At 65.8% G+C, this 23,862-nt stretch carries 24 protein-coding genes; 10 read left to right on the top strand and 14 right to left on the bottom strand.

Features of this window, described 5'->3' with window-relative positions; genetic code table 11:
* Positions 1-266: 266 nt before the first annotated feature.
* From QSJ30_RS06300 to QSJ30_RS06340, 9 genes are all read right to left on the bottom strand, one after another.
* Positions 267-1,877: a capsule assembly Wzi family protein gene (locus tag QSJ30_RS06300; protein ID WP_285607554.1), complete on the bottom strand. Its 1,611-nt coding sequence runs from the start codon at positions 1,875-1,877 to the stop codon at positions 267-269.
* Entirely contained in the window at positions 1,874-2,521 is a 648-nt protein-coding gene (locus tag QSJ30_RS06305; RefSeq protein WP_309559873.1) for a class I SAM-dependent methyltransferase, read from the bottom strand. The genes QSJ30_RS06300 and QSJ30_RS06305 overlap by 4 nt, the downstream gene beginning before the upstream one ends.
* A complete protein-coding gene (locus tag QSJ30_RS06310) occupies positions 2,521-3,156 on the bottom strand; it encodes an acetyltransferase (protein WP_285607559.1) in 636 nt (211 codons plus the stop codon). The genes QSJ30_RS06305 and QSJ30_RS06310 overlap by 1 nt, the downstream gene beginning before the upstream one ends.
* Positions 3,153-4,265 (bottom strand): aminotransferase class I/II-fold pyridoxal phosphate-dependent enzyme, encoded by a 1,113-nt coding sequence (locus tag QSJ30_RS06315; protein ID WP_285607561.1) that lies wholly within the window; start codon positions 4,263-4,265, stop codon positions 3,153-3,155. Before QSJ30_RS06315 ends, QSJ30_RS06310 begins: the two co-directional genes overlap by 4 nt.
* A complete protein-coding gene (locus tag QSJ30_RS06320; protein WP_285607563.1) occupies positions 4,262-5,083 on the bottom strand; it encodes a glycosyltransferase family 2 protein in 822 nt (273 codons plus the stop codon). Before QSJ30_RS06320 ends, QSJ30_RS06315 begins: the two co-directional genes overlap by 4 nt.
* Positions 5,077-6,075: a dTDP-glucose 4,6-dehydratase gene (gene rfbB, locus QSJ30_RS06325; RefSeq protein ID WP_285607565.1), complete on the bottom strand. Its 999-nt coding sequence runs from the start codon at positions 6,073-6,075 to the stop codon at positions 5,077-5,079. Before rfbB ends, QSJ30_RS06320 begins: the two co-directional genes overlap by 7 nt.
* 62 nt (positions 6,076-6,137) lie before the next feature.
* Entirely contained in the window at positions 6,138-6,974 is an 837-nt protein-coding gene (gene rfbD / locus QSJ30_RS06330; protein WP_285607567.1) for a dTDP-4-dehydrorhamnose reductase, read from the bottom strand.
* Complete coding sequence (locus QSJ30_RS06335) at positions 6,974-7,474, bottom strand: dTDP-4-dehydrorhamnose 3,5-epimerase family protein (RefSeq protein ID WP_285607569.1); 501 nt, start codon at positions 7,472-7,474, stop codon at positions 6,974-6,976. The genes rfbD and QSJ30_RS06335 overlap by 1 nt, the downstream gene beginning before the upstream one ends.
* Positions 7,475-7,476: 2 nt before the next feature.
* Positions 7,477-8,220 carry a sugar phosphate nucleotidyltransferase gene (locus QSJ30_RS06340; RefSeq protein ID WP_420798772.1) on the bottom strand — a complete coding sequence of 248 codons (744 nt, stop codon included), beginning with the start codon at positions 8,218-8,220 and terminating at the stop codon, positions 7,477-7,479.
* 123 nt (positions 8,221-8,343) lie between these two features.
* On the opposite strand from QSJ30_RS06340, the gene QSJ30_RS06345 reads away from it, so the two are divergent.
* Both QSJ30_RS06345 and QSJ30_RS06350 read left to right on the top strand, forming a co-directional pair.
* Entirely contained in the window at positions 8,344-9,297 is a 954-nt protein-coding gene (locus QSJ30_RS06345) for a glycosyltransferase family protein (RefSeq protein ID WP_285607573.1), read from the top strand.
* A gap of 31 nt (positions 9,298-9,328) precedes the next feature.
* Positions 9,329-10,612: a glycosyltransferase gene (locus tag QSJ30_RS06350; RefSeq protein WP_285607575.1), complete on the top strand. Its 1,284-nt coding sequence runs from the start codon at positions 9,329-9,331 to the stop codon at positions 10,610-10,612.
* Here the strand turns inward: QSJ30_RS06350 and QSJ30_RS06355 are convergent.
* Together QSJ30_RS06355 and QSJ30_RS06360 are read right to left on the bottom strand one after the other, a co-directional pair.
* Complete coding sequence (locus QSJ30_RS06355) at positions 10,569-11,579, bottom strand: glycosyltransferase family 9 protein (protein WP_285607576.1); 1,011 nt, start codon at positions 11,577-11,579, stop codon at positions 10,569-10,571. The genes QSJ30_RS06350 and QSJ30_RS06355 overlap by 44 nt on opposite strands.
* Positions 11,580-11,605: 26 nt before the next feature.
* Positions 11,606-12,637, bottom strand: coding sequence for a glycosyltransferase family 9 protein (locus QSJ30_RS06360; protein ID WP_285607578.1), 1,032 nt, complete (start codon positions 12,635-12,637; stop codon positions 11,606-11,608).
* A 79-nt stretch (positions 12,638-12,716) separates the two neighbouring features.
* Here QSJ30_RS06360 and QSJ30_RS06365 point away from each other — a divergent pair, with 79 nt between their 5' ends.
* Genes QSJ30_RS06365 through mqnE form a run of 6 tightly spaced genes read left to right on the top strand, consistent with a single transcriptional unit; the run spans position 12,717 to position 19,096 of the window.
* A complete protein-coding gene (locus tag QSJ30_RS06365) occupies positions 12,717-14,522 on the top strand; it encodes a peptidylprolyl isomerase (protein ID WP_285607580.1) in 1,806 nt (601 codons plus the stop codon).
* Positions 14,519-15,814, top strand: a complete 1,296-nt coding sequence (locus tag QSJ30_RS06370; protein WP_285607581.1) for a hypothetical protein — start codon at positions 14,519-14,521, stop codon at positions 15,812-15,814. The genes QSJ30_RS06365 and QSJ30_RS06370 overlap by 4 nt, the downstream gene beginning before the upstream one ends.
* Before the next feature lie 46 nt (positions 15,815-15,860).
* Positions 15,861-16,523 (top strand): 3-oxoacid CoA-transferase subunit B, encoded by a 663-nt coding sequence (locus QSJ30_RS06375; RefSeq protein WP_285607583.1) that lies wholly within the window; start codon positions 15,861-15,863, stop codon positions 16,521-16,523.
* A 7-nt stretch (positions 16,524-16,530) separates the two neighbouring features.
* Positions 16,531-16,887: an Ig-like domain-containing protein gene (locus tag QSJ30_RS06380; protein WP_285607585.1), complete on the top strand. Its 357-nt coding sequence runs from the start codon at positions 16,531-16,533 to the stop codon at positions 16,885-16,887.
* Positions 16,887-17,915 carry a quinone-dependent dihydroorotate dehydrogenase gene (locus tag QSJ30_RS06385; RefSeq protein WP_285607587.1) on the top strand — a complete coding sequence of 343 codons (1,029 nt, stop codon included), beginning with the start codon at positions 16,887-16,889 and terminating at the stop codon, positions 17,913-17,915. The genes QSJ30_RS06380 and QSJ30_RS06385 overlap by 1 nt, the downstream gene beginning before the upstream one ends.
* Before the next feature lie 53 nt (positions 17,916-17,968).
* Complete coding sequence (mqnE, locus tag QSJ30_RS06390) at positions 17,969-19,096, top strand: aminofutalosine synthase MqnE (RefSeq protein ID WP_285607589.1); 1,128 nt, start codon at positions 17,969-17,971, stop codon at positions 19,094-19,096.
* Here mqnE and QSJ30_RS06395 read toward each other — a convergent pair.
* Complete coding sequence (locus QSJ30_RS06395; protein ID WP_285607592.1) at positions 19,093-20,262, bottom strand: phospholipase D-like domain-containing protein; 1,170 nt, start codon at positions 20,260-20,262, stop codon at positions 19,093-19,095. The genes mqnE and QSJ30_RS06395 overlap by 4 nt on opposite strands.
* A 65-nt stretch (positions 20,263-20,327) precedes the next feature.
* On the opposite strand from QSJ30_RS06395, the gene QSJ30_RS06400 reads away from it, so the two are divergent.
* Positions 20,328-20,885, top strand: a complete 558-nt coding sequence (locus QSJ30_RS06400) for a 5-formyltetrahydrofolate cyclo-ligase (protein ID WP_285607594.1) — start codon at positions 20,328-20,330, stop codon at positions 20,883-20,885.
* A 9-nt stretch (positions 20,886-20,894) separates the two neighbouring features.
* On the opposite strand, the gene QSJ30_RS06405 is transcribed toward QSJ30_RS06400, so the two are convergent.
* Positions 20,895-22,031, bottom strand: coding sequence for an FHA domain-containing protein (locus tag QSJ30_RS06405; RefSeq protein ID WP_285607596.1), 1,137 nt, complete (start codon positions 22,029-22,031; stop codon positions 20,895-20,897).
* Positions 22,032-22,079: 48 nt separating this feature from the next.
* Positions 22,080-22,379 (bottom strand): YhbY family RNA-binding protein, encoded by a 300-nt coding sequence (locus QSJ30_RS06410; protein WP_285607598.1) that lies wholly within the window; start codon positions 22,377-22,379, stop codon positions 22,080-22,082.
* A gap of 44 nt (positions 22,380-22,423) precedes the next feature.
* Between QSJ30_RS06410 and QSJ30_RS06415 the strand changes: the two genes are divergently transcribed.
* Complete coding sequence (locus tag QSJ30_RS06415) at positions 22,424-23,815, top strand: IgA Peptidase M64 (RefSeq protein WP_285607600.1); 1,392 nt, start codon at positions 22,424-22,426, stop codon at positions 23,813-23,815.
* The last annotated feature ends 47 nt before the right edge of the window (positions 23,816-23,862 follow it).

The raw sequence follows: 23,862 nt of genomic DNA on the forward strand, positions 1-23,862 counted from the left end.
ATCCGGATGGAAAATGATGCAGGTCCAAGACACACCGAGGATTTGGCCTGCCATAAGAACCAGAGGCTGGCCGCCGAGCCCGGCCGAAGTTGTTCCAGATGCTGCATGAGCGTGGCCTCATCGGGACTGAGGTCGTGGTCTTGGACGCGCCTGAGAAGGGGGGGAAGAGAATCGAGGCGACCTTCTCCGGTTCGATGCGGCAGGAGTGTCGGACGTACATCATGCATCGTGTCCCTGACCTAGTTCTTCGTCTTGTTCAGGGCTGACTAGGGAAGCCTGGACCAGGTCCATCCCAGCTCGGTGAACCAGCGGAATCCAATACCAGCCAATCCTTGCTCATTCAGGACGGCGGATTGCCGCTGGGTGCTGAACCCCAACCGCAGTAGCCTTCCCGAGGGTCCGTGCTGCTCGACCACCGTTTGAAGCCCGCTGAATCGATTGCGCACCGGCGCCTTACCAGGATGATCCAGCAACCAATCTGTAAGCACATCCCGAAAGGGGCGGTCCCCTGCGTGCAGCCAGAGAAGGACTCGCCATTCTTGCGTCGGGCACCAATGTACGTGAATGGTTCCGTAGCGGGCCTCTCCGCCGAGAGCGGACCCGAGAGCATCGCCTTCGAAATAGAATCCGGATTTATAATCCCAGTGAGTGAAGGATCTGTGCCCCCCTTCCACACCCCGGTTGTCGAACTGGCTGCGGGCATTGACGGTATCGATGTATTCCAGTCCAACCTTCCAGCGCGGCCAATCCATGAGGATCCCGATGGTGTCGTTGGGGACCTGGGGGCTGGGTGCGGTATATCGATAAGTGCGATGCCAGATGTTCGAGGGCGAGATATTCACCAGCGCCCTCCAGTCCGCATTCAGATCCTTTCCAAGATAGTATCCCGGCCGGTGGGCGATCAGCCCGAAGGTGACATTGTTCACAGCCTTTGATCCCCGGCTGACGTACAAGCGAACATCCCGGGCCCGCAGCATATCTTCGAGAAAGGTAAACCGGATCCGCATTCCCACATCGGAATTGGACGCGCTTCTGGCCTTCCTGTTCTTCAAGCCTGATTGAGGCTGGCTCATGTCGGAACCATTTTCGATGAGGGTGTCTTTGCCCCCGGTCATGGCCGTCAGGTAGTCCCCTAGGCCATAGCCGCGAGTGATGTCGACACCATCCTCGATGCCTCCAAATAAATTAATCCAGTTCAGGTAGAACTCTACATTGTCACCGAAGACGGCTTCTGCACGAAAACCTGAGAGAAAGGGGCGTTGGGGATCTCCCGTTTTTGCGATGAAACGGCTGCGATAGGAGGGGTCCTGCAGGTTCTCTGGCAGCTTCCTTTGGTTTTCCAGGCGCCCGACGAAAAATTCACCCCTCCATCTGCCCAAAGGCACGGAGAACCAACATCGCGGTGCCATGGGGCTTGTCAAGTGAAGCTTAGGGAAGGCCCGGCCGGCTTCCCCCAACAGGTAGCCACCATTCAACCCGTAGCCCCATACGATTGGCTCCTGTTCCAGGGAATAGCGCCAACCACCCGAGCTTTGGAACTGAATGTGCCCGCGGTCCAATTCCAATCGACCAGATCCATCCGCGGACCTGAAGGCAATGGTACGAAGAGCCAGATCCCATGCTCCGGCCTTCCAGCCCACGGAGAAGGAGGCACCATTCCCGGTCAGCGCATTCCCAAGCCCCAGGGATTGGACGAAGGGAGCCGGTGGGCCGTGTTTATCGGCACTCCAAAGGCTTGCCCCCAACCAACCGCCTCCAGGCTGATCTGCTCCCAAAGGAACGGCCCCTGACCATCCTGGAACGACTTGAGCGTGCAGGACTCCGCAGGCGAAAAGGTCCATCAGACAGGTGAATAACCGACGGGAGCGCTTCTTCATCGGATGGCTTCGGCCACGAGAAGACTGTCCTTACGGGTTTCCAGCCCCCGCAGGTCTACATGATCACTCTCCAGGTTGGCCGGGAAGGATATCTGCTGAAATCCTGCTTCGCGCAACACACGCTCCAATTCTTCTCGATCATAAAGGTGTTGGTGGCCCCACCACCGGAAGCCGATATTGATCATCTCGGCGCGTGTCCTGATGAATGCGTATTCGGGCCACCGGACCCAATCCAGACGGGTTCTCCAATCTTCCAAATGATAGCCAGCGACCAACTCCTGGAGGTCTGGCATGGCAATACGCAGCACACCGCCCTTCTGCAACGTCCGGTGTGCCTCCTTGAGGAAAGCTAAGCCGGTGGCGTAGGGCACATGCTCCAGCACATGCTCCGAGTAGATCCGAACGAGGGCACCGTCTGAGAAGGGGAGGCGCCGCTCCAGGAAGATGACGAGTTCGGCCCTGGGATCAATGTCAGCGTTGATCCAACCTTCAAATCGGTTACGTCCACACCCCACGTGTAATCGCTTCAGTCCCCGTCGGGGCCCTATGCGATGGAGGAAAACCTTCAGCCAGAAGAAGCACCTAGCAGCCACTACTGGCCAGTGATCCCGGGCAGCATGACGGACCTTGCGCATGAGCCCCATTAAAGGTCCTTCTTGAATGCGGCGGGGACTCCCACCACTAGAGTCCTGCTGATGACGGGTTTGGCCACGAAGGCGCCGCCGCCCACCTCAGACCAGGCGCCAATCTGAATCTTTTCTCGAATGATGCACCCTGTTCCCAAGTAGGCGCCCTCTCCGACATCCACATTTCCGCTCACCACCACGCCCGGAGAAAGGGTGGCGAACTTTCCAATCCTCACGTCGTGCCCCAGGTTGACACTGCGATTCAGAGTCACATGGGCATCGACATCCACGTTCACAGTCAGGATGCAACCCTCGGCGACCATGGTTCCGGGTCCGATATGCGAGCGCTTCGAGAGGTAGACGCCCGGATGTATAAGTGCCGAAGCCAGTCCAAATCCTGAATCCATCGATTTCTCAAAGAAATGGCGCTTCAAAGCGGGGTCCCCTACACCGCCACAGAAAACCGGAACCTTGCCTCGAAGTGGCAGGATGTCCGTGATGTCGCCCAGCACCGGCACGCCATCGACTACGACCCCTTTCATATGGGGTCTTTCATCCAGGAACCCCACCACCTCGATTCCGATTTGTTCGCAGAGATGGCTTACTTCACGGCCATGCCCTCCGCAACCCCAGATGATCAGGTTCCTGCTCATCCCGTGATTCCCCGCAAGATTCGCTCAACATGTGCCGAGGTCATCCCCTCCCACAAGGGCAGACTCAAAATTCGACGGGAGAGGCTCTCGGTCACCTCTAGACCTGCGTGGGGACAGCCGGAAAACTGTGGCTGCTGGTGGCAGGCTGGGCTGAAATAAGTGCGGCACTCAACACCCAGATCTGACAGTCGATCCACCACCTGCCGGTTCAGGACACCCTCAGGGGAGAGGAGCGGCATGAACTGGAACGGGACAGCTCCCCGAACCTTCTGAGTCTGCCAACCCACTTCGCCCAAGTTGAGAGCAGCCAGTTCGGTTTCATAGGAGTCATGGATCGCCCGTCGGCGACTTACCTTCTCGGGATAGGCCTCCCAAGTAGCCAAGGCTATGGCCGCGGTGTACTCGCTGATTTTGCTGTTCAGCCCTTGATCACAAGATGCGCGGTCGGCCCCAAATCCGAAATTGCCGGCGCGCCTCAGTCGCTGCAGGGCAACGGTGTCTGCGCTGTAGACGGCTCCGCCTTCTCCGATGCCGAAGGCTTTGGTGGCATGGAAGCTGAAAACCACGAATCCAGGAAATCCTTTCCCGTACCACTCACCATCCACCTGGGTGCCAAAGCTGGCGGCGGCATCCACCACCACGGGAACACTTGAGCGATGAAGTTCGGCATAGAACTTCAAGTCCAAGCCGGTGCCGAAGGTGGCATATGGCACCACCACAGCAATCTCCTCCCCTAGATGATCCAAGGCTTCTTGAAGTTTGATCGGGTCCAGGCACCAGGTCTCCGGATCAACATCCACGAAGTAGGGATCAAGGCCGGCCCACTGGGCAGCAAGGGGTGTGGCGGCAAAGGTGAAACTCGGCATCACCGCATACCGGCCCGGTCGACGCGACTGCTGGATGGCAAGCACAAGGCCGATGGTGGCGTTGTTGACTGTGCACAAGGATCCGGCACCATCATAGGCCTCGGCGATTACCCGAGCTTCAAATTCCGTGCAGAGAGGCCCATAGTTGGAATAGAGATGCGTTGAGTCAATCCGCTGCAGCAGGCCAAAGTAGGACTGGCTCGGCACCAGTGAAGGGCGGAGGAAGGGAATTCGATCGGTCATTGGGAGTTGTTCCGTTCCTTGAAGTGGCGCAGCAGCAGGTCGGGGTGCCTGGCGACTCTTGCGCCTATCCATTGAATTTTCCGGAATCGGTTCCAATCTCCCGGCTCGAGATATTGGTGGGCATCCAGGTCCCAGGGGATGTTCTTCAGCCACTCATGGTAGAACACGGAAGAGGTGGTCACCTGTGCTTTCCGAAATTCGAGAGCAGAATTGACACGCCATTTCCCTTTAGCGGTCTCGTATTCGAAGGGATGCCAAAGGAGATCGGCTTGAGTCTCCTTGATGTAGGCCACCAATTTGGCAATACGATCAGCCGGCACTGAATCATCGTCATCCAAGTGCGTGATGAACCTCCCCTTGGCCAACTCCAGGGCCCGGTTGATTGGAATGGTTCCAGCCACCATCCACCTCCGATCGGGATCCTGGGGGTAACTCCCCCGGGTAGGCAAATTCTCGAAACGGATTCTGGAATCTCCGAGGGCAGCGACCCGCTCGGGTGTGTCATCGGTGCAGGCATCGCCCACTACCACCACATCTAGATTGTGATATGTCTGCGTGAGAATGGACGCAAGACATCGCTCGGTCAGTAGCGCCGCTCGGTTGTAAGTTGCCACGCATACGCTTACGAGAGGCTCCACTTCGTCGTACGCACTTAGATAAGCCTCTGTGACCCGGGTCTGATGAAAGGCCCGCACGAGGCTTGGGTCAAGATCCATCCGCGATCGGAGGGCATCCAACTCTTCTCCCTGGGCTCGGATCTGGCGCTCAAGATTCCTAAAATCTCCAGCCAAGAGCTTACGCAACACCCACTTCAGCATGCCGTATCTCCCGTAATCGCTTGCTGCAGGTACCACCCCACAGTCCTCGCCAGGCCGACCTGGAAGCCAGTTTCCGGATTCCAACCCAATTCCGACTGGATCCGGCTTGCATCGATGGCGTATCTCCGATCATGCCCGGCGCGGTCCTGGACGAAGGTCTTGAGCTTGCGGCTGGTGCCCTGGGGGCGGCCCAGGTGCTGGTCGACGAGGTCGCAGAGCAGGTCCACCAGGGCGAGGTTGGTCTGCTCGTTGTCGCCGCCCACGCAGTAGGTCTCGCCGGCCATGCCTTTCAGCATGACGGCCTCCAGGGCCGCGCAGTGGTCCTCGACATAGAGCCAATCGCGGATGTTCATCCCGTCCCCGTAGATGGGGATGGGCTCACCCTTGGCCATGCGGGTGATGGCCAGGGGAATGAGTTTTTCCGGGTGCTGGCGGGGACCGTAGTTGTTGGAGCAGTTGGTGGTGACGACGTTCAGGCCGTAGGTGTGGTGGTAGGCCCGCACCAGGTGGTCGCTGCCGGCCTTGCTGGCGCTGTAGGGGCTGTTGGGGGCGTAGGCCATGGTTTCACAGAACTTGCCCTCCTCGCCCAGGGAACCGTAGACCTCGTCCGTGCTGATGTGCAGGAACCGGCAGTCCTTCTGGCCAGCCCAGGCCTGACGGGCGGCTTCCAGCATGGCGAAGGTGCCGCCCAGGTTGGTCTGGATGAACTCAGCGGGGCCCGAGATGCTGCGGTCCACGTGGCTTTCCGCCGCCAGGTGGAAGACCTTCGCGATGCGGTGCTTCTCGATGAGGTACCGGGCCAGTTCCAGGTTCTGGATATCGCCGACCACCAGTTCCACTCGATCGAGGCCTTTGATCTGCTTGGGATCCGCTGCATAGGTGAGCCTGTCCAGCACCAGGATGCGGTCCTGCGGGTGGTTGCGGTGCCAGCGGTGGACCAGGTTGCTGCCGATGAAGCCCGCACCGCCGGTGATGAGGATGGTTTCAGACATGGGGATTCACCAGGGAGACACGGAAGACAGGGGAGGTAAACACTGAGGAAAGAAGGGCTCGATCACAGCACGGGTCGTTGGATCACTTCCCGGAGAGCGGCTTCCCACTCGGGCATGAGGTCGGGACCAAGGCTGCGGCGGTGGGCGCCATCCAGGACGGAATAGGCCGGGCGCTGGGCGGGAGTGGGGTAGTCGGCGGTGGTGCAGGGGTGGAGGTCGGCGGCAATGCCACGGCCCTTGAAAATGGCCTGGGCAAAGCCGTGCCAGGTGGTCTCGCCGGCGCAGGTGGTATTCACGAGACCCTGCCAGCCCTGCTCGGCGGCCACCTTGAGCTGGCGAGCCAGGGCCCGGCAGGTGGTGGGGGCGCCCCGCTGGTCGTCCACCACACGCAGAACCCGGCCCTGGGCGGCGGCGTTCAGCATGGTGTTCAGGAAGTTCTTGCCCCAGGCGTCGTAGAGCCAGCTGGTGCGGGCGATGAGGTGCCGGGAGCAGCGGGCGGCCTGGCGCTCGCCCTCCAGCTTGGTGCGGCCGTACACCGACACCGGGTTCGTGGGGTCGTCCTCCCGGTAGGGGCGCGTGCCCGTGCCGTCGAAGACGTAGTCCGTGCTGATCTGGATCAGCATGGCCTTCTGGGCCTCGCAGGCCTCCGCCAGCCAGCCCACGGCGGTGGCATTGATCTCCTGGGCCAGCTCCGGCTCGGACTCGCAGCGGTCCACCTGGGTGAAGGCGCCGCAGTTGATCACCACCTCCGGGCGAACGCTGGACACCACCGAATGGATGGCAGACTGCTGGCTGAGATCGAGGATGGCTTCCTCAGGCAGTACCAAGTCATGGTCCGACCAGACCTGCCGGATGGCGTGGGCCAGCTGGCCCGAGGCGCCGGTGACGAGGACGCGCATCAGGCGTGCACCCGACGCGCCAGTTCGTCCTTCACGAACGGGTTCTCGGGATCGTCCTCGTGGCGGATCTCGTCGATGGGTTCAGCCTTGCCCTGCCCCATGAACAGGCGGTCCGGGCAGTTGATGACGAAGCCGGGCTCGGCGCTGATGCAGCGGTAGCAGTGGACGACACCCTTGGGGATGATGGCGGAGCCGGGGTTGTTCACGCCCATGGCCACTTCCATGCGGTTCCGGTAGGTGGGGCTGTCCGGGCGGTTGTCCCAGAGCGTGAGCTTGAAGTCGCCGGGACCCACCCAGCAAAAGAGGTCCGCCTGGTCCACGTGCTCGTGGGGGCCCCTCAGCACGCCAGGGTTCGTGACGCTCACGTAGGACATCTCGGGGCGGAACCAGGCGGGCAGCTCGTCGTGCCGGAAGATCTCCGCCAGCCAGCCGCGCTCATCCACGAACTTGCGGAAGGAGGTGATCACCACGCCCTCGATGGGGCCTTTCTGGAATGTCATGCCTAGCTCCTGCCGTTCGCCTGCGGGAAGGGCGTGGCCTCCCGGATGGCCAGCTCGTTGGCGTGGGCCAGGCTCGGGAAGGTGCCCGCGTCGGTCCACCAGCCCTGGAAGGTGCCGAAGCTCAGCTGGCCCTTGGCGATGTAGGCGTTGTTCACGTCCGTGATCTCCATCTCGCCGCGGCCCGAGGGCCTCACGGTGCGGATGATGTCGAACACGGTGGCATCGTAGAAGTAGATGCCGGTCACCGAGAGGTTGGACTTCGGCTGCTTGGGCTTCTCCTCGATGCCCAGCACCTTGCCGTCTCTCACCTCGGCCACGCCGTAGCGCTGGGGGTCCTCCACGGGCTTCAGCAGGATGCGGGCCCCCTGCCCCTGCTTCTCGAAGGCTTCGGCCTCGGGCTTCAGGCTGTCCTGGAAGATGTTGTCGCCCAGGATCACGCAGATGGGCGAGCCGCCCGCGAAGTTCTCCGCCAGGCCCAGCGCCTGGGCAATGCCGCCCGCCTCGTCCTGCACCTTGTAGGTGAAGCGGCAGCCGAAGTCCTTGCCGGAGCCCATCAGCGCCACCACGTCGCCCATGTGCTCGGTGCCCGTGACGATGAGGATCTCCTCGATCCCGGCCTCCTGGAGCTTCCACAGCGGGTGCCAGATCATGGGGGCCATCCCCACCGGAAGCAGGTGCTTGTTGGTCACCTTGGTCAGCGGGAACAGCCTCGAACCCGTGCCCCCGGCAAGAACCACACCCTTCATCGCTGATCTTTTGTCCACAGACACCCTCCGAGAAACCAGCCTATTCTTGTTCTACCAAAGAAAATCATGGGAGGGTTTCGGGTTTATGGCTAGAACACCGCCGAAGATCGGCATGGAGCATCGATGACAGGGGCTGATCCAAGGATTGCCACCCCCGTTGTCGGAATCCTGGTGTTGAACTACCACCAGCCGGACTCCACCCTTGCTTGCATCCGAAGCCTCCTGACTCGTGAAGGGCCTGAGACCCGGATTCTGTGGATCGAGAATGATGCCCGATCATCAACAGGGTCTGTGGAAGAGCTCCTGGCGAGCCATGGGATTCCCTGCCGGAAGCTGACGGCGGAAGACGATGCCCTCCCGGCTGCGGGCCAGATTGGCCTATTGGAGATTCCGGAGAATCTGGGTTACGCCGGCGGCAACAACATGGGGCTGGCCCTTCTGGTCCGCCACCAAGTACCTTTCGCCTGGGTGTTGAACAACGACACCCTCCTCCTCGAAGGGTCAAGCCGCGACCTGGTGGAGCAGGCCCGGGAGCACCCCGAGGTGGGCCTTTGGGGCACCACCATATCCACCGGGAAACGCATGATCTTCGGTGGCCGGCTCGTGTTTCCCACGTTCCATACCGAGGTGCTGACCGACCCAATCCACCTCCGGGACCCCCTGACCTTCCTCAACGGCTGTTCCGTGTTCATGCATGTTGTAGAGGCCATGGCGGTGGGGGGCATCCCTCCCCACTACTTCCTGTATTACGAGGACGTAGCGTTCTCACTGCTTATGCGACGAAAGGGTAGGGCACTCGCCTCCCTTCCGGGTGTGGTGGTGGCGCACGAGGAGTCGCTTTCGTCTGGCCTTCGCAGCGCGGTGGTCGAGTACTACAATCGGCGGAACCGTTGGTTCTTCATCCAGGAGTTCTTCCCCGAGCACCTGCACTCGAACCAGCGGCGGCTCGCCTACCAGATCCAGAAATACCTCTTCCGCTTCCGGTTCCGGCGGGCCTGGCTGGAATGGCTCGCCTACCGGGACTTCAAGGCCCAATCGCATGGCCGGTCCCTCCGCGACCTCCAAGGCCCCGTCTGACCTGGGACCCTCCAGCTTCAAAGGAATGGCGATGTCCATGCGGTCCTGGCTGAAAACCTTCGAACGGACCCGACTCAGACCCTGGGCCCGGGGCTTGAAACGCCTGATGACGGGCCTCCATCCGACCCCTCCGGATCCTCGCCTCGACCAGTGGGCCATCCGGCAGGTTTCCATTCCGGACTCGGGCCTGCCCCGGTTGGCCCTGCTCTCCATCCTCCCCCCCACTCCCAATGGGGTCGCCTCCTTTGCCGCCCGGTTTTTCGCCGACGAGCGCTGGCGGCTGGACGCCTATGCCCCTCTCCCCCTTGAACCGCTTGAATCCCTGTTCCACACAAAGGGATCCCCCCGCCAGCGCTTCTTCCCCATCCAGAGCTGGGGCCAGGTCCTGCCCCCGGATTCCTATCGGGCCGTGATCGTGGAAGCAGGCAACAGCCCCCACCATGTGCCCACCCTCGGCGCCGCCTCCCAGTTCCAGGGGGGGCGCGTCTGGCTGAACCTCCATGAAGCCCAGGCCATCCGTTTCTGGAACGGGTGGTTCGACGAGGACGCCCAGGCCGTGATGGCCTTCTACCGCCAGCATTACCCCGGGTGCCCCTTGTCTATGAATGATCTGTTCGGGGAGCCGGGTCCTCAGACGCCCCGGGGCATCCGGCCCCTCGCGCTCCTGTGCGGCGCCGAGCGCATCCTGGTCCACAGCGACTACTGCGCCCAGAAGGTGCGGGAGGATCTTGGGGACCTGGACCTGCCGATCGAAGTCCTGTTCCATCCCCTGCCCCCACCCAGCGGCGCCCACCCCGAACCGGAGGAAAGCCCCCTGAGGGTGGGACATTTCGGCGGCCTCAGTGAGGGAAAAAGTATCGCCACACTCCTGGCGGCCATGGACCAGCTCGCCGCATCCCAGGACGTGCGGCTGATTCTGGCGGGCTACGGCGCGGGGCGGTATGCCAAACGTCATCGGCTTCAAGCCCAACGCCCCTGGGTGGAGGTTCACGATGCGCCCCCCGATGATCAGCTGGAGGCCCTCATGGCCTCGGTCCATGTGGCGGTGCAGCTCCGTCCCACGAACCATGGGGAATCCTCCGGCGTGGTGAGCCAGCTGCTGGGCATGGCGCGACCCCTCGTGCTGTCGGACATCGGGAGCTTCCCGGAACTGGGCCCGGTGGCCGCCTATGTCCCGTCGGATGTCGCCCCAGGCGCCCTGTCGCAGGCGATCCTGCAGGCTCGCGACCTGCCGAAGGCCCCCTCGGCTTCCTTGCGAGAGCGGCAGAGCCCTAGCGCGTTCCGGGATCGGTTGATGAACCTGCTCCAGCGGTGAACCCGCGCCACGCGCCCCGGATCACCTCCAGTATCGGCTCCGTTTCGAGTTCCTGCATGCAGGCGTGGGTCTGGATCCGGCAGTCGAACCGCATACAGCCCAGGCAATCCAGCCCAGCCTTCTGAAAGATCCGCACCTGCGGCCCCTGGGGAGCCGTGACGCCAGGCAGGGTGGGGCCGAAGGCCACCAGGGTGCAGGTTCCGCTCGCCGCGGCTAGGTGCGACAGGGAGGAGTCATTCCCTACCACGGCCAGGGCATCCGCCATTAGGGCGGCGCTGGCGCTGAGGAGCGTCCTTCCGCAGGCCACCTTCGCTTGGGGGCGCAGGGCCAGAATCTCCCGCCCCTGGGCCAGGTCCTCTTCCTGGGGGCCACCGAGCACCAGGGCCGGGATTCCGTCCTGCTCCAGCGCATCCAGGAGCCGCACCAACACCGGCGTTCCGAGGCGCTTGTTCCAGTACTTGGCGCCGAGCGCCAGCACCACGTACGGAGCAGGCACGTCCAATTCCTTCCGCACGGCGGCGGCCTGATCGAAGGCCTCTCGCCGCGGCCGGAACAGGTCCGGCGCTCCCTGGGAAAGGCCCGGAAAGGCCTTGCTGAGCAGGTGACCGTACCGCTGGATCTGGTGGCCATCGAGCCCCTTGAAGCGGAGGCTAGTCGTGGCCAGGATCCGGCCGCCCCCCTCGCTCCACCCCACCCGGAGGGGCGTCCGGGCGAGGAAGGCGACCACCAGGGCCCGGGAGCTGCGGGGCAGGTTGATCACTCCCTGGGCGCGGGAGGCCCGAAGCAGCCTGGCCATGTCCCAGGCCCTTGGTGGCCCCTGATCGGGCACGCAGGCCGCGAAGGCACCACTGCCTTCAAAGAGCTCCATGACATTCCCCGGGCCCCAGGCCACGAGGGGCAGGCCCAGGTTCCGGAGGGGCGCCAGGGCCTGGTGGATCATCACCGCGTCGCCGATGAACCTCGGCATCCGTACCCAATGGGCGCCTTCGGGAATCACGATCGGGCCTCTGCCATGAGGGCCTTGAGCAGACCCACCACACGCACGGGATGCACCCGATGCGCGACGGAACCGTGGGTTTCGAAGCCCTCGCTCTCGCCCGGATAGGAATCCACCGCCGAGCCCCGGATCGCCACCGCCATGGGACCGACCGGCGCGATCAGGGGTTCCGGCGAATGGCCCATCAGAGTGATGGTGGGCCGGCCCGTGGCCGCGGCCGTGTGGGCCAGGCCGGTATCAATGGCCACAGTGCCCGCTGCCGCTTCCTGGATGGCACAGGCTTCGGGAAGGCTCGTCTTCCCCGTGAGGTCCAGGGAGCCCGGCGCCAGGGCCGCGATCTCCTTGCCCAGGGCCACCTCGTCGGGGCCGCCCAGCCAGACACAGCGGAAACCCTCCGCCGACAGCAGGCGCGCCAGTTCCGGCCAGGTTCCCATCTCCGGGAACCAGCGCTTGACGTGGCCGCGGGTCCCGAAGGCCAGCGTGACGTAGGGTTCTCCGGTCCAGCCCGCCGCCCGCAGGAGCTCGGGACCCTGCGCCCCACCCAGGTTGTGCCGTCCGAGCCGGACCCACTGGAGGTGGTGCTGGCCCGTGAGCAGCTCCAGCAGCGGCTCGTAGCGCTGGGCCAGGTGGACGGGCAGATCCCGGTACTTGAAAGGGTGTGTGTAGAGCAGGCTCAGGCGGTTGTCGGAGATGCCGCCCCGGATGGGGACCCTGGCCATCCAGGCAGCCAGGGCCAGCCGGATGCTCTGGCTCAGGTTGATGACACAGACCGGGGGCGCCTTTCGCCACCGCCGCAGCAGGTGCCAGGGGTCGGGCTTGCCCTGCCCGCCGCTCTCGATGACGGATTCCGCGATGAACTCCGGCGCCGCTTCGGAAAAGAGCGCCGCGCCGATGGCATGGCCCACGGCCACCCAACGCAGGGTCACGCCCAGGGCGGCGGCCTCGGCGTTCCACGCCGCCTGGAGCGATCCGAAGAAGGGAAGCGCGAAGACCACATCGCCCAGCTGCCGGGGCCACCGGATCCACACCTCATGAGGCCCCGCGTGTCCGGCCGCCACGCGCCGGCCGAGCTCTTCCCGTAGAATGTCCGTTCCTCTGCGAGCCAACATGAACCTCTTGCCCCCATCTTTCCAGAAATGGCTGTTCTGTGCGCTGGCGGCGGCCTCCGCCTCCGCCCAGGCCCCCCAGTTCACCATGCGCGAGGCCATTCAGGCAGAGTGGTTGCGGCAACCAGTGACCTTCACCGAGGCCCAGAAGGCCGCTCTGACTGCGGCGGATCGGGCCCGCCTGGAACGGACGCTCCTGCGCAACGGTGCCCCGGGCACCCCCGCCCTCCTTCCGCCCGAGCTGGACAAGCCCACCGTCGAGGCCTGGGAGGGCAAAGCCAGGAACGCCCGCACGCCCCAGGCGCGGTTCACGGCCCTGTTCTTCCTGAACCGGCTCAAGCATCCCAGGGCCCTCATGGCCCTTGAGGGGCTGACCCCCGCCGATGCGGCCACCTGGCCGAAGCACCTGCATCTGGAAGCCTCCCTCGCCATAGCGCGCTTGAATGGCGCCGAGGTCGCGCCCGCCCTCCAGGCCTTCCTCGACGCCCTCCAGAAGGCCGGCAAGGTGGATCCCGTCCGTGCTCAGGCGGCCCGTCTCCGGCTGGTGATGGCCGGGAAGGAGAAGGAGCTGCTGCCGACGGTGCCCACGACGCCGGGCAGCGTGCTGGCGTTGATGGATGCATGGAACCGGGGGCCCTGGGAGCCACGGAAGGCGATCCATCTCGAGTGCCTTCGTGCCTGGGGCCGGATGACTCTGCAGTACCCCTGGCAGATGGCCGCTGTGCAGGTCCCGGAGAGATCGGCCCAGAAGGATGCGGCCCGGCAGCAGCTCCTGCTGGCCGAGGGCTGCCGGCTCCTGGACGGCCTGGGCGCGGGTCTCTCCCCGGAGGAGGAGGAGATCCTTTTCCTGGCGGCAGGCCGCGGACCGCTGCTGCAACGCGAGGCGGCCCTCCGCGCCATGGAACAGGTCCTTCCGGCCGGGAGCATGGCCGGTAACATCTTCCCCCTGAACCCGCGGAACGAACCCAGCGGGTTGAAGGTCTATCGGAAGGTGAATCCGGAGCAGGCCGACCGGATGCGGCCGTGGATGCTGGCTGGCGAGGACCCCATCGCCCGGGCGGCCGCCATCGAGGATCTCTCCTCGGCCCCCCCGGATCTTGAGGCGCTCACCCGGCGCGTCTGGAGCGACACGCAGTTCGAAACCCAGCAGGCCCTGATCCAGAGCTACAGCCGCTGGAAGATGGCGCCGGAGGATCAGAAGGCCCAGCTCCTTCCCTGGCTGCAGCATCCCAACTGGACCTGCCGGTGGGAGGCACACCAGGCGCTGCGGAAGCTGGATCCCGCCGCACCCTGGCCCACCGCGCCCGTCCCCACGAAGACCGACGAAGCCATCCTGAAGGAAGCCGCCCGCCTGGCCGAGCGCGGCAAGCCCGTTCGCCTGCGCATCACCTTCAGCGGAATGCGCGCCATTACGCTGAAACTGGATCCCACCGTCGCCCCCATGAACATCGCCAACCTGGTGCTGCTGGCCAGGAAAGGCTACTTCGACGGCCGCCTGGTGCCCCGGGTGGTGCCGGACTTCGTGGTGCAGATGGGCTCCCCCTTCGACTCCATGGAGGGAGGACCCGGCTACACCGTGCGCTGCGAGAACAGCCTCGACTGGTACGGCCCCGGCAGCGTGGGCATGGCGCTCTCCGGCAAGGACACCGGCGGCAGCCAGTTCTTCATCACCACCAACGCTACGCCCCACCTCACGGGCCGATACACCCGCATGGGCGAAGTGGAGGACCTGGATCGGGCCATGAAGATCCTCGACGACCTCGAACTGGGCGCAGAGATCGTGTCCGTCCGGGTGCTGGAGCCGTGAAACGCCGGCCATCCAAAAGTGCGGCGCTGGGTCTTGCGTCGGGGCTGTGCGCCCTGGCCCAGGCCCCCATGCTCCAAGATGGAGCCACCGCCTTGCGGCAGGCCCAGCGGACCTGGGTCACGGGAGAGGAGCCCCTGCCACCCCTGGCCTTCCCCTCCTTCGAAGTGGGCCTGGGCGGGGCCGACTCAGAGGGCCGCTACGCCCCCTTGATCGGCGGTGAGGGCCTGGGCCATGGGGTCCAGGGCTGGGGCGTCGGGCTGCAGGGCCGGTACATCAGTGGAGGGTGGTCCGTGACCGCCACCGCCCTGGGCCTCCGGGACGGCCGGATGACGCGCGGCCACCTCCTCCGCGCGGGCATCGCCTACCAGTGGGAATCCGGCTGGCGCCTGGCCCTGGAGCAGCAGCCGTCCGCCTGGGGGTCGGGGCTCACGGGCGGCGACCTGCTGGGCGATGCCGCACGGTCCTTCCCACGCCTATCCTTGAGCGCCCCCGAGGCTTCACTGCCCATCGGGCGGTGGCAGGCGGAAGTCTTCGCCGGCTTGCTGGAAGCCGATCGTCCCATACCGACCTGGATCTCCGATCACGAGGCCCGGATCACGGCCCAGGCCGGGGGGCAGGATCTCCGGCGGGCCCGGCTCTACGGAGGGAGGCTCCGGGCCTCGTTCGGCACGCTGGTGGAGGCCGGCCTCGGCACCATCCGCCTGGGGGACGGCGAGGGATCCGCGGGCCAGGCTGCCCCTGCCTCGGCGGCCCGCACCATGACCCTGGCGGAGCTGAAGGTCCGGCTCCCTGCTCTGGCCCGCCTCGCCCAGGCCCGGGGCGCGGCGATCCACCTCTCCCGGAGCGCCGCCCCGGACAGCCGGTCGATCACGCTGGTCCCCGCCCGCACGCTCGGTGGGCTCCAGGTGGTCTGGGAGCGCTGGGACCTCGGCCTCGAATATGCCGGGACGGCTTCGCCCGGCCCAGCCGCCTTCAGCGAGCCCGCCTACCTCGCAGGCTTCTCGACCTTCGGCGATCCCCTGGGGCCCGCCTTCGGTCGCGAGGTCATCACGCGCACGGTGGACCTGGGCCTGCCCATGTTCCTCGAAGGCCAGGGCCGCCTCAGAGCTGTGCGCGGCACCGCGATTGCCCCCCTCACCTCCGGTTTCTGGTTCGTGCAGGGCGAGGCCCAGTGGCGCACACCCACCGGCAGGCTCGGCGCCACCGTCGCCTCGCGGAGGGATGAGTTCCCTGGCTCGCCCGCGCGCTGGGGCTGGGCCTTCAGCGTCTTCCAGAGCTTCCGCGTCTTCTGAAGCCTGGACCGCCTGCGCTATCCTGGACGCCCTTATCGAGGTGCGAATGGCGTTGTCCCGCGATCAACTGGTCCGCCGCGCGGCGCAGGAGCTGCGCGATGGCTACTACGTCAACCTCGGCATCGGCATCCCCACGCTCATCGCCAATGCGATCCCCGAGGGTATGGAGGTGATTCTCCAGAGCGAGAATGGCCTGCTGGGCATCGGCCCCTTCCCCACGCCGGAGGAGGTGGACCCGGATCTCATCAACGCGGGCAAGCAGACCGTGACGACTGCCCTAGGTGCCAGCTTCTTCAACAGCGCCGACAGCTTCGCCATGATCCGCGGCGGCAAGATCGACCTCAGCATCCTCGGTGCCATGCAGGTGGACATGGAGGGCAACCTCGCCAACTGGATGATCCCCGGCAAGATGGTCAAGGGCATGGGCGGCGCCATGGACCTGGTGGCCGCGGCGAAGCGCGTGGTGGTGGTCATGGACCACACCAGCAAAGACGGCGAGTTCAAGATCCTCCGCAAGTGCAACCTGCCCCTCACCGGCCAGCGCTGCGTGCATCGCATCATCACCGATCTGGCCGTCATCGACGTGGTGCCGGGCCGCGAAGGTCTGCGGCTGGTGGAAGTGGCGCCGGGCGTCACCCGGGAGGAGGTCCAGGCCCGCACCGAGCCCCCCCTCGTGATGGATCACGTAACCGAAATGACCGGTGTGTGAGGCTCCCATGCTGAAACGTTCCCTGCCCTTCTCGACCTTGTTGCTGGCCCTCGCCTGCACCGCCCCGGGGGATGCCGTGCCCGCCAAGCCCGCCGAACCCTTCAAGCCCTTCCTGAGCCTCCGTCCCGTGGCAGTCAGCCTGGCCAAGGGCGCCACCCAGGCCTTCCAGGCGGAGATCAATTATCCCGAGGGCATGCGCTACATGCGGCAACCTGTGGCCTGGCGGGTGGTGGAACCTGAGGGAGGCACCATCGACGGCGCCGGCCTCTACACCGCCCCCGCCACGGCCGGCACCTACCATGTGCAGGTCAAGCGCGAGGATTTTCCGGAGGTCTCGGCCACGGCCACCGTCGCGGTGAAGTGATGGATCTGTACGCCGCACTGCGGCCCCTGATCTTCCGCCTCGACCCCGAAACCGCCCACAACCTGGCCTTCTGGCTGGGGGAGCGCGTGTGCTCCTGGCCCCGGCTGCCAAAGCCGAAGCACCGCGCCAGCCTGCGCCGTGGCGCGTTCGGACTCGATTTTCCCACCCCCCTGGGTCTGGCCGCGGGCCTGGACAAGGGGGCCACCCTGCTGCCCCTGTGGAAGAGCCTCGGTTTCGGCCATGTGGAGATCGGCACGGTCACACCGCGCCCGCAGCCCGGGAATCCCAAGCCACGCCTGTTCCGGTTCCCCGAAGCGGGCCTGATCCTCAACCGCATGGGCTTCAACAGCGAAGGCGCAGAAGTTGTGGCTGGGCGGCTGAAGCACCGCCCGACGGGCCTGGTCGTCGGCGGCAACTTGGGCAAGAACAAGGAGACGCCCGAGGCCCAGGCCCTGGACGACTACCGCGCCGCCTACCGCCTCATCGCGCCTGTGGTGGATTACACCGCCCTGAATGTCAGCAGTCCCAACACACCCGGCCTGCGCAACCTCCAGGCCCCCGAGGCCCTGAAGCCCCTGCTGGCCGGCATGCTGGACCTGCGGAAGGAACTGGGACTGGAGCGGCAGCCCCTGCTGCTCAAGCTCGCGCCGGACCTCGCCCCGGAGGACCTGGACGCCATCGTGGAAGTGGCCGTGACCTCGGGCATCTCCGGCCTCATCGCCACCAACACCACCCTGGACCGCGGCGTCGTGGCGGAACCCCTGCGGGCGCGGGTGGAAGCCAGGGGCGCTGGGGGCCTCAGTGGCGTGCCACTCAAGGCCAAGGCCCGCGAAGTCCGGCGTCGTATCCTCGCCGCCCTGCGGGGCCGCCTGCCCCTGGTGGCCTGCGGCGGCCTCGGCTCGGCGGAGGATGTCCAGGGCGCCCTCGACGACGGCGCGGCCCTGACCCAGGTCTACAGCGCCCTCATCTTCGAAGGGCCGAGGCTGGTCTCGCGGATCCACCAGGGATTGAGACCGCAGGACCTCTGAATCGCGCTCGGAGCGGCGCCCTGGCGGCGCTACACTGGAGGGCCGAGGTTTCGATGTTGTCACTCCATTCGAAGATCCGTGATGCGCGCCTGCTGCCCCTGGTGGACAAGGTACTCCGCGGGGAACGCCTGACCTTCGACGACGGCCTGCTGCTCTACGAAAGCCCTGACCTCACGGGCATCGGGGCCATGGCCCACCATGTGCGCCTCCAGAAGAACGGCCGGGCCGCCTACTACGTGATGAGCCGCCGGCTGTCGTACACCAACGTCTGCTTCACCCACTGCCAGTTCTGCGCCTTCCAGGCCAAGCCTGGCGATCCCCGGGCCTACGCCCTCTCGGCCGAGCAGATCATCGCGGAGCTGGAGAAGCCCGAAAACGCGGGCGTCCGTGAGCTGCACATGACCTCGGGCCACAACCCGAAGCTGAAGATCGACTACTTCGAGGACCTGTTCACCAAGATCAAGGCCCGCTTCCCGTCCATCCACCTCAAGGTCTTCACCATGATCGAGATGGACTACTACGCCCGCATCTCGGGCCTGTCCACCGATGCCTTCCTGGACCGCTGCATGGCCGCGGGCCTGGAGAGCTGCCCCGGCGGCGGCGCGGAGATCTTCGACGAGGAACTCCGCGAGAAGATCTGCATCGGCAAGAAGGACGCCCAGGTGTGGCTCGACACGGCCGAGCTCTGCCACCGCAAGGGCCTGCCGACGAATTGCACCATGCTCTACGGCCACATCGAAGAAGCGAAGCACCGGGTGGACCACCTGCTGCGCCTGCGCGATCTCCAGGACCGCTCCCAGGCCGCGGGCTACCCGGGCTTCCTGGCCTTCATCCCCCTGGCCTACCAGAACGAAGACAACGAGCTGAGCGCCACCCACGTCATCCACGAGACCACGGGCACCCAGGACCTGCGCGAGATCGCCGTGGCCCGCCTGCTGCTCGACAACATCCCGCACATCAAGGCCTACTGGGTGATGATCTCCCCGGGCCTGGCCCAGGCGGGCCTGAGCTACGGGGCGGACGACGTGGACGGTACCGTCATCGCCGAGGAGATCGCCCACGACGCCGGCGCCAAGACCCCCCAGGGCCTTCGCCGGGACGAGCTGGTGCGCCTCATCGAGGAGGCCGGCTTCGAGGCCCTGGAGCGGGACAATCTGTACAACGTGTACCAGACGGTCTAGTCGACCTTCCGCTTCTCATAGGCCTTCGCCGGATCCAGCGGGAAGGCGTAGCGGCTGTTCCACAGGCGGTCGTGGATGCGGGTGGCTTCGGCGGCCAGGGGCGAGTCGCGGAAGACCAGCTCGACGTTCCGCGAGTCGGCAAAGTAGCTCTCCTCCCAGTTGCTGGTGCCCAGCACCAGATGCATCCGGTCCACCACCAGGTACTTGCTGTGGACGGTCCGGGCGTAGGGGATGTGACCCTCCTTCGCCTCGGGAATGGAAACCACCTTCACCTCCAGGTTGGGAATCAGCGTTAGCGCCTTGAGGTGCGGCAGGGCCCGGCCCCCCAGCACCCAGTCCGACACCAGCAGGCGTACCTTCACACCCCGCACGGCCGCGGCCCGGAGGGCGTTGTCCAGCACGGGCCAGTAGCGTTCCTGTCCCGCCACCGGTGAATAGGTGAGGAGCTGCACCCGGATGCTCTCCTTGGCCTGGCCGATCAGTTCCACCAGTGCATCGATGGCCGGGCGGATGTCCTTCGGCGTCAGGAAGGGCGGGCTGGCCACCAGCTCCACCCCGGGGCGGAGGGTGAGGGCGGGTCGCCCCGGCAGCTCCGGCAGCTTGCCGCTCCCCGCAAAGGCCCAGTCGATGGTGAACAGCTCGGCCAGTCGGACGACGATCCGCGGATCCGTGGTCCGCACCCCCAGCTCGTGGATCTGCTCCAGGGCCCGCCAGTCGAAGTTCTGGCTGCCCAGAGCCGCCTCCCGGCCATCCACCACGAAGTACTTGGCGTGGAGGATGCCCCTTGAGACCGCCGAGAGATCGAAGCTCCGCACCTCGGCGCCGGGGATGCGGCGGAGCCTGGCTACCGAGACTGCATCCTGGTCCAGCATCTTCGCCGAGAGCAGGAAGCGCACCTTCACGCCCCGGGCCCCGGCCTTCTCCAGCTCGGCCAGCACCGGCTCCAGGGCGCTGCCGGGCCGGTTGGTGACATAGAACTCCGCAGCGTCCACGCTCACCTTCGCGCCCCGGATCATGGCCACCCACGCATCCTTGGCAAAGGCCAGTGCAGGGTCAGCGAGGTCCGTCTCCACGGGGATGGACTGCACCAGCTGGGTGGTGGCCGGTGTCTGAGCGCCCAGGGTCAGGCAGGTGGCGAGGATCAGCAGCAGGGAACGGGGGCTCATGGCATGACTCCAGGTGCGAGGATACTCCGTTGACGCGGGCCCCGCGCCCCTGCTGAGGTGAAGGCATGGACACCAAGGCCGAGCTCCGCGCCCACTTGAAGGCCCGCCGGGAGGCGCTGTCCGCGGACTCGCGGGAGATCTGGTCCGCGGCCATCTCCGGCCACCTCGACCACCTCTGCCGGAACCGCCGTATCACCCGCCTCGGTGCCTTCTGGCCCTTCGGCCCAGAGATCGACCTGAGGCCGGCCGTCACGGCCCACCCGGACTGGCTCTGGTTCTTCCCGCGCGTGGCCTCCACCCAGCCGCCCCGGCTGGTCTGGGGGACCGAGCCCCTGGAGAAGGGCCACTGGGGCCTTCTTGAGCCCGCTCTGGCCCAGCACTTCCTGCCGCCGGTGCAGCTGCTGCTGGTGCCGGGCCTGGCCTTCGACGACGAGGGCCATCGCATCGGCTATGGCCGCGGCTTCTACGATGCCCTCCTGGCGAAGCTGCCGGAGGACGTGCTCACCGTGGGCGTCGGCTTCGAGGTCCAGATGCACCTGCCTGTGCCCGTGGAGCCCCACGACTGGCCCGTCCAGGCTCTCCTGAGCGAGCGCGGCTTCCGCCTCCTGAGGACTGAGGCCTGAAGCCTTCGACTATTCCAGCTTCAGGATGCTCGAACCATCCGCGTAGCCTTCCGTGGGGGTCTCCCGCATCTGCTGCAGGCCCTGGAGCAGAACCTTGATGCGGTCGGCCATCTCCCCGATCTTGGCCAGCTTGGCCTCCTCGGGGTACTTCCGCTGGAGCATCTCCACCTGCATGGAGATGACCGCCAGAGGGTTGTTGATCTCATGCTTGAGGGTCCCCGCGAGCTGGCGCAGAGACTCCAGGCGCTCGGTGGCCAGGGCCTCGACCCGCTGCTGATCCGCCTGGCGGAGCGCCCTGCCCAACCTGGCCTGGCGGAGGACCAGGGAGCCTCGGCGGACGTAGGCCTGGAGGGTCGCCAGGTCGAGGCGGCTGAAGGGCTGCCCACCGGATTCGCGCTCCAGGTAGATGGCCGCCTCCATGCCACCCGCATCCGCCAAGGCCGCGCAGAGAAGGGGACCGCGTCCCCGCTCCAGGGGACTCGCCGCCTCGAGCCTGGGGTCCGCCCCGGGATGGTTGGAAAGGATCGCCGTCTGCTCCCGCGCCACGTAGTCGAGCACCACCTGCGCCGGCCCGGTCCCCTCAGGACCCGCTCCAAGCTGGTGGATCGAGTGCCAGGTGCCCGGCTCCTGGCGCCGGACGAAGAAGCCCCGGTCGCCGGCCAGCAGGCGCAGGCATTCCTCCAGCATGACCCTTTCCAGGGCACCCGAATCCACCTCTCCCAGCAGCCGCTCGGTCGCGGCGTACAGCTGCCGCAGTTCGGCGAGGAAGGTCCGCCCCGGATGGGCCCTCAGCTCATCGAAGAGATCCCCCACCCGCTCCACGAAGGTGGTTCCATCGAGACCCGGAAACCCAGCGGTGAAGGTCAGCCGCCAGGTACCCAGCACCAGCTCGTCTCCATCCCGGAGGGGCTGGCTTGATGGAGGCTTCAAGGGGATCCCATTCAGGGTGGTACCGCCCGCCGAGCCCAGGTCCTTCACCTGCCAGCCGTCCCCAGCCCGGGAGAGGGCGGCATGGACCGGCGACACCGTGTCGAGCGCCGGTCGCGCCAGAGCGCAGGCCATGGGGTCGCGGCCCAGCACGCAGGGGTCCTCCACCACGGCATGCCGGAAGGGCTGGTTCCCCTCCATCCATGACAGATAGGGCATCAAGGCTCCTTTTCCCGTTATCTCGGAACGGGGCGGCCCGGGCTTGAATCAGGCGGGCAGAGGATACCGCGTGTCGCGGGTGCGGCTGGGCCGGAAGAACAGCATGGTGTGGCCGATGGTCCAGACGTGTTCAAGGCCCGGCACGGCGGCACAGAGGGCCGCGGCGGCCGTGGCCTCGTCCTCGAAGCTGTTCTGGTTGACCTTGATCTTCACCAGCTCGAGGCTGTCCATCATCACATCCAGCTCGGCGGCCTGGGCGGGGGTCACGCCGCCCTTCCCCACGTGCATGACGGGCTTGAGTTTGTGGGCCTGGGCCTTGAGGAACTGGCGCTGTTTCGAGGTCAACATCGGATCTCCTGCCTTCCAGTCTATCTTGGATGGCGAGGTGTCCCATGCTCCGCTCCCTGCTGCTCTCCCTCGCCACCTTGGCCTGCCTGGCCGCCCCGCCCCGCACGATGCGCGTGGACTACGGGCATACGGGAGACGCCACTTCCGAGCGGTTCGGTGTAGATCGCGTGGTGCTGGAACCTCTGCCCTGGCCCGGCGACCTCGCCAAGGCCATCGACGATAGCAACCTCGGGAAGTATTGCTTCGAGGTGGCGGACAAGGCCACGGGTAAGCTCCTCTACTCCCGGGGCTTCGCCAGCATCTACGGCGAGTGGGAGACCACGGACGAGGCCAGGACCCTGAGCCGGAGTTTCTCCGAGTCTCTGCGCTTCCCCCAGCCGGACACCCCCGTGCGCATCCAGGTGAAGAAGCGCGATGAGCGGAATGCCTTCAAGACTCTCTGGACCTTCGACCTCGATCCCAGGGACCCCCTCATCGAGCGTGCCCCGGCCCCAGACGCCGGTGGCCTCATCGCCCTCCAGAAGGCCGGCGATCCCGCCAGGAAGGTGGACTTCCTCATCCTGGGCGATGGGTACACCGCCGCCGAGAGGGGCAAATTCGAGCAGCAGGCCCGCAAGGTCATGGAGCTGCTCTTCCAGCAGACCCCCTTCAAGGAGCACCGACAGGACTTCAACGTCTGGGCGCTCTGCCCGCCTGCGACGGAGAGCGGCATCTCCCGGCCCTCCACGGGCGTCCACAAGCGCACGCCCCTGGGCGCCACCTATGATGCCTTCGGCAGCGAGCGGTATGTGCTCACCTTCGACAACCGCGCCTGGCGCGACATCGCGGCCCAGGCGCCCTACGAGTTCGTGGAGATCCTGGTGAACGCCGAGACCTACGGCGGCGGCGGGATCCACAACCTGTACAGCACGGCCTCCGCGGGCAACAGCACCATCGGCTACCTCTTCGTCCACGAGTTCGGTCACCACTTCGCAGGGTTGGCGGACGAGTACTACACCTCCGACGTGGCCGTCACCAACAGCCCTTCGCGTCCCGAGCCCTGGGAACCCAATGCCACCGCGGACCCGAAGCATCCGAAATGGGCCGCCCTGTTGACGGCCGGCGTGCCCCTGCCCACGCCCTGGAAGAAGGACGAATTCGAGGCCCACAGCCACGCCTACCAGAAGGAGCGCCGGGCCATCCGCGCCGCCAACAAGCCTGAAGCCGAGATGGACGCCCTCTTCGCCCGGGAGAAGGTCTACGAGACGAAGCTCCTGGGCACCGACGCCCACAGCGGCAAGGTCGGCGCCTTCGAGGGGGCCAACTACGAGGCCAAGGGCTACTTCCGGAGCCAGGAGGACTGCCTCATGTTCACCCGGGACGACGTGGGCTTCTGCGCCGCCTGCCGGGCCGCCATCGAGCGCGTGATCCGGCAGTACGCCACCACCAAGCCCTGATCGCGCCGGGAGGCATTCGGAGCCTATTGGATTCCCGCCCCTGCGCG

This window comes from Geothrix edaphica, assembly GCF_030268045.1.
In the GTDB taxonomy this organism is placed as follows: Bacteria; Acidobacteriota; Holophagae; order Holophagales; family Holophagaceae; genus Geothrix; species Geothrix edaphica.

Coding starts and splice junctions, on each gene's coding strand:
- QSJ30_RS06300 (WP_285607554.1), bottom strand. CDS start 1,877: ATGAAGAAGCGCTCCCGTCGGTTATTCACCTGTCTGATGGACCTTTTC.
- QSJ30_RS06305 (WP_309559873.1), bottom strand. CDS start 2,521: ATGGGGCTCATGCGCAAGGTCCGTCATGCTGCCCGGGATCACTGGCCA.
- QSJ30_RS06310 (WP_285607559.1), bottom strand. CDS start 3,156: ATGAGCAGGAACCTGATCATCTGGGGTTGCGGAGGGCATGGCCGTGAA.
- QSJ30_RS06315 (WP_285607561.1), bottom strand. CDS start 4,265: ATGACCGATCGAATTCCCTTCCTCCGCCCTTCACTGGTGCCGAGCCAG.
- QSJ30_RS06320 (WP_285607563.1), bottom strand. CDS start 5,083: ATGCTGAAGTGGGTGTTGCGTAAGCTCTTGGCTGGAGATTTTAGGAAT.
- rfbB (WP_285607565.1), bottom strand. CDS start 6,075: ATGTCTGAAACCATCCTCATCACCGGCGGTGCGGGCTTCATCGGCAGC.
- rfbD (WP_285607567.1), bottom strand. CDS start 6,974: ATGCGCGTCCTCGTCACCGGCGCCTCGGGCCAGCTGGCCCACGCCATC.
- QSJ30_RS06335 (WP_285607569.1), bottom strand. CDS start 7,474: ATGACATTCCAGAAAGGCCCCATCGAGGGCGTGGTGATCACCTCCTTC.
- QSJ30_RS06340 (WP_420798772.1), bottom strand. CDS start 8,220: ATGAAGGGTGTGGTTCTTGCCGGGGGCACGGGTTCGAGGCTGTTCCCG.
- QSJ30_RS06345 (WP_285607573.1), top strand. CDS start 8,344: ATGACAGGGGCTGATCCAAGGATTGCCACCCCCGTTGTCGGAATCCTG.
- QSJ30_RS06350 (WP_285607575.1), top strand. CDS start 9,329: ATGTCCATGCGGTCCTGGCTGAAAACCTTCGAACGGACCCGACTCAGA.
- QSJ30_RS06355 (WP_285607576.1), bottom strand. CDS start 11,579: ATGCCGAGGTTCATCGGCGACGCGGTGATGATCCACCAGGCCCTGGCG.
- QSJ30_RS06365 (WP_285607580.1), top strand. CDS start 12,717: ATGAACCTCTTGCCCCCATCTTTCCAGAAATGGCTGTTCTGTGCGCTG.
- QSJ30_RS06375 (WP_285607583.1), top strand. CDS start 15,861: ATGGCGTTGTCCCGCGATCAACTGGTCCGCCGCGCGGCGCAGGAGCTG.
- QSJ30_RS06380 (WP_285607585.1), top strand. CDS start 16,531: ATGCTGAAACGTTCCCTGCCCTTCTCGACCTTGTTGCTGGCCCTCGCC.
- QSJ30_RS06385 (WP_285607587.1), top strand. CDS start 16,887: ATGGATCTGTACGCCGCACTGCGGCCCCTGATCTTCCGCCTCGACCCC.
- mqnE (WP_285607589.1), top strand. CDS start 17,969: ATGTTGTCACTCCATTCGAAGATCCGTGATGCGCGCCTGCTGCCCCTG.
- QSJ30_RS06395 (WP_285607592.1), bottom strand. CDS start 20,262: ATGAGCCCCCGTTCCCTGCTGCTGATCCTCGCCACCTGCCTGACCCTG.
- QSJ30_RS06400 (WP_285607594.1), top strand. CDS start 20,328: ATGGACACCAAGGCCGAGCTCCGCGCCCACTTGAAGGCCCGCCGGGAG.
- QSJ30_RS06405 (WP_285607596.1), bottom strand. CDS start 22,031: ATGCCCTATCTGTCATGGATGGAGGGGAACCAGCCCTTCCGGCATGCC.
- QSJ30_RS06410 (WP_285607598.1), bottom strand. CDS start 22,379: ATGTTGACCTCGAAACAGCGCCAGTTCCTCAAGGCCCAGGCCCACAAA.
- QSJ30_RS06415 (WP_285607600.1), top strand. CDS start 22,424: ATGCTCCGCTCCCTGCTGCTCTCCCTCGCCACCTTGGCCTGCCTGGCC.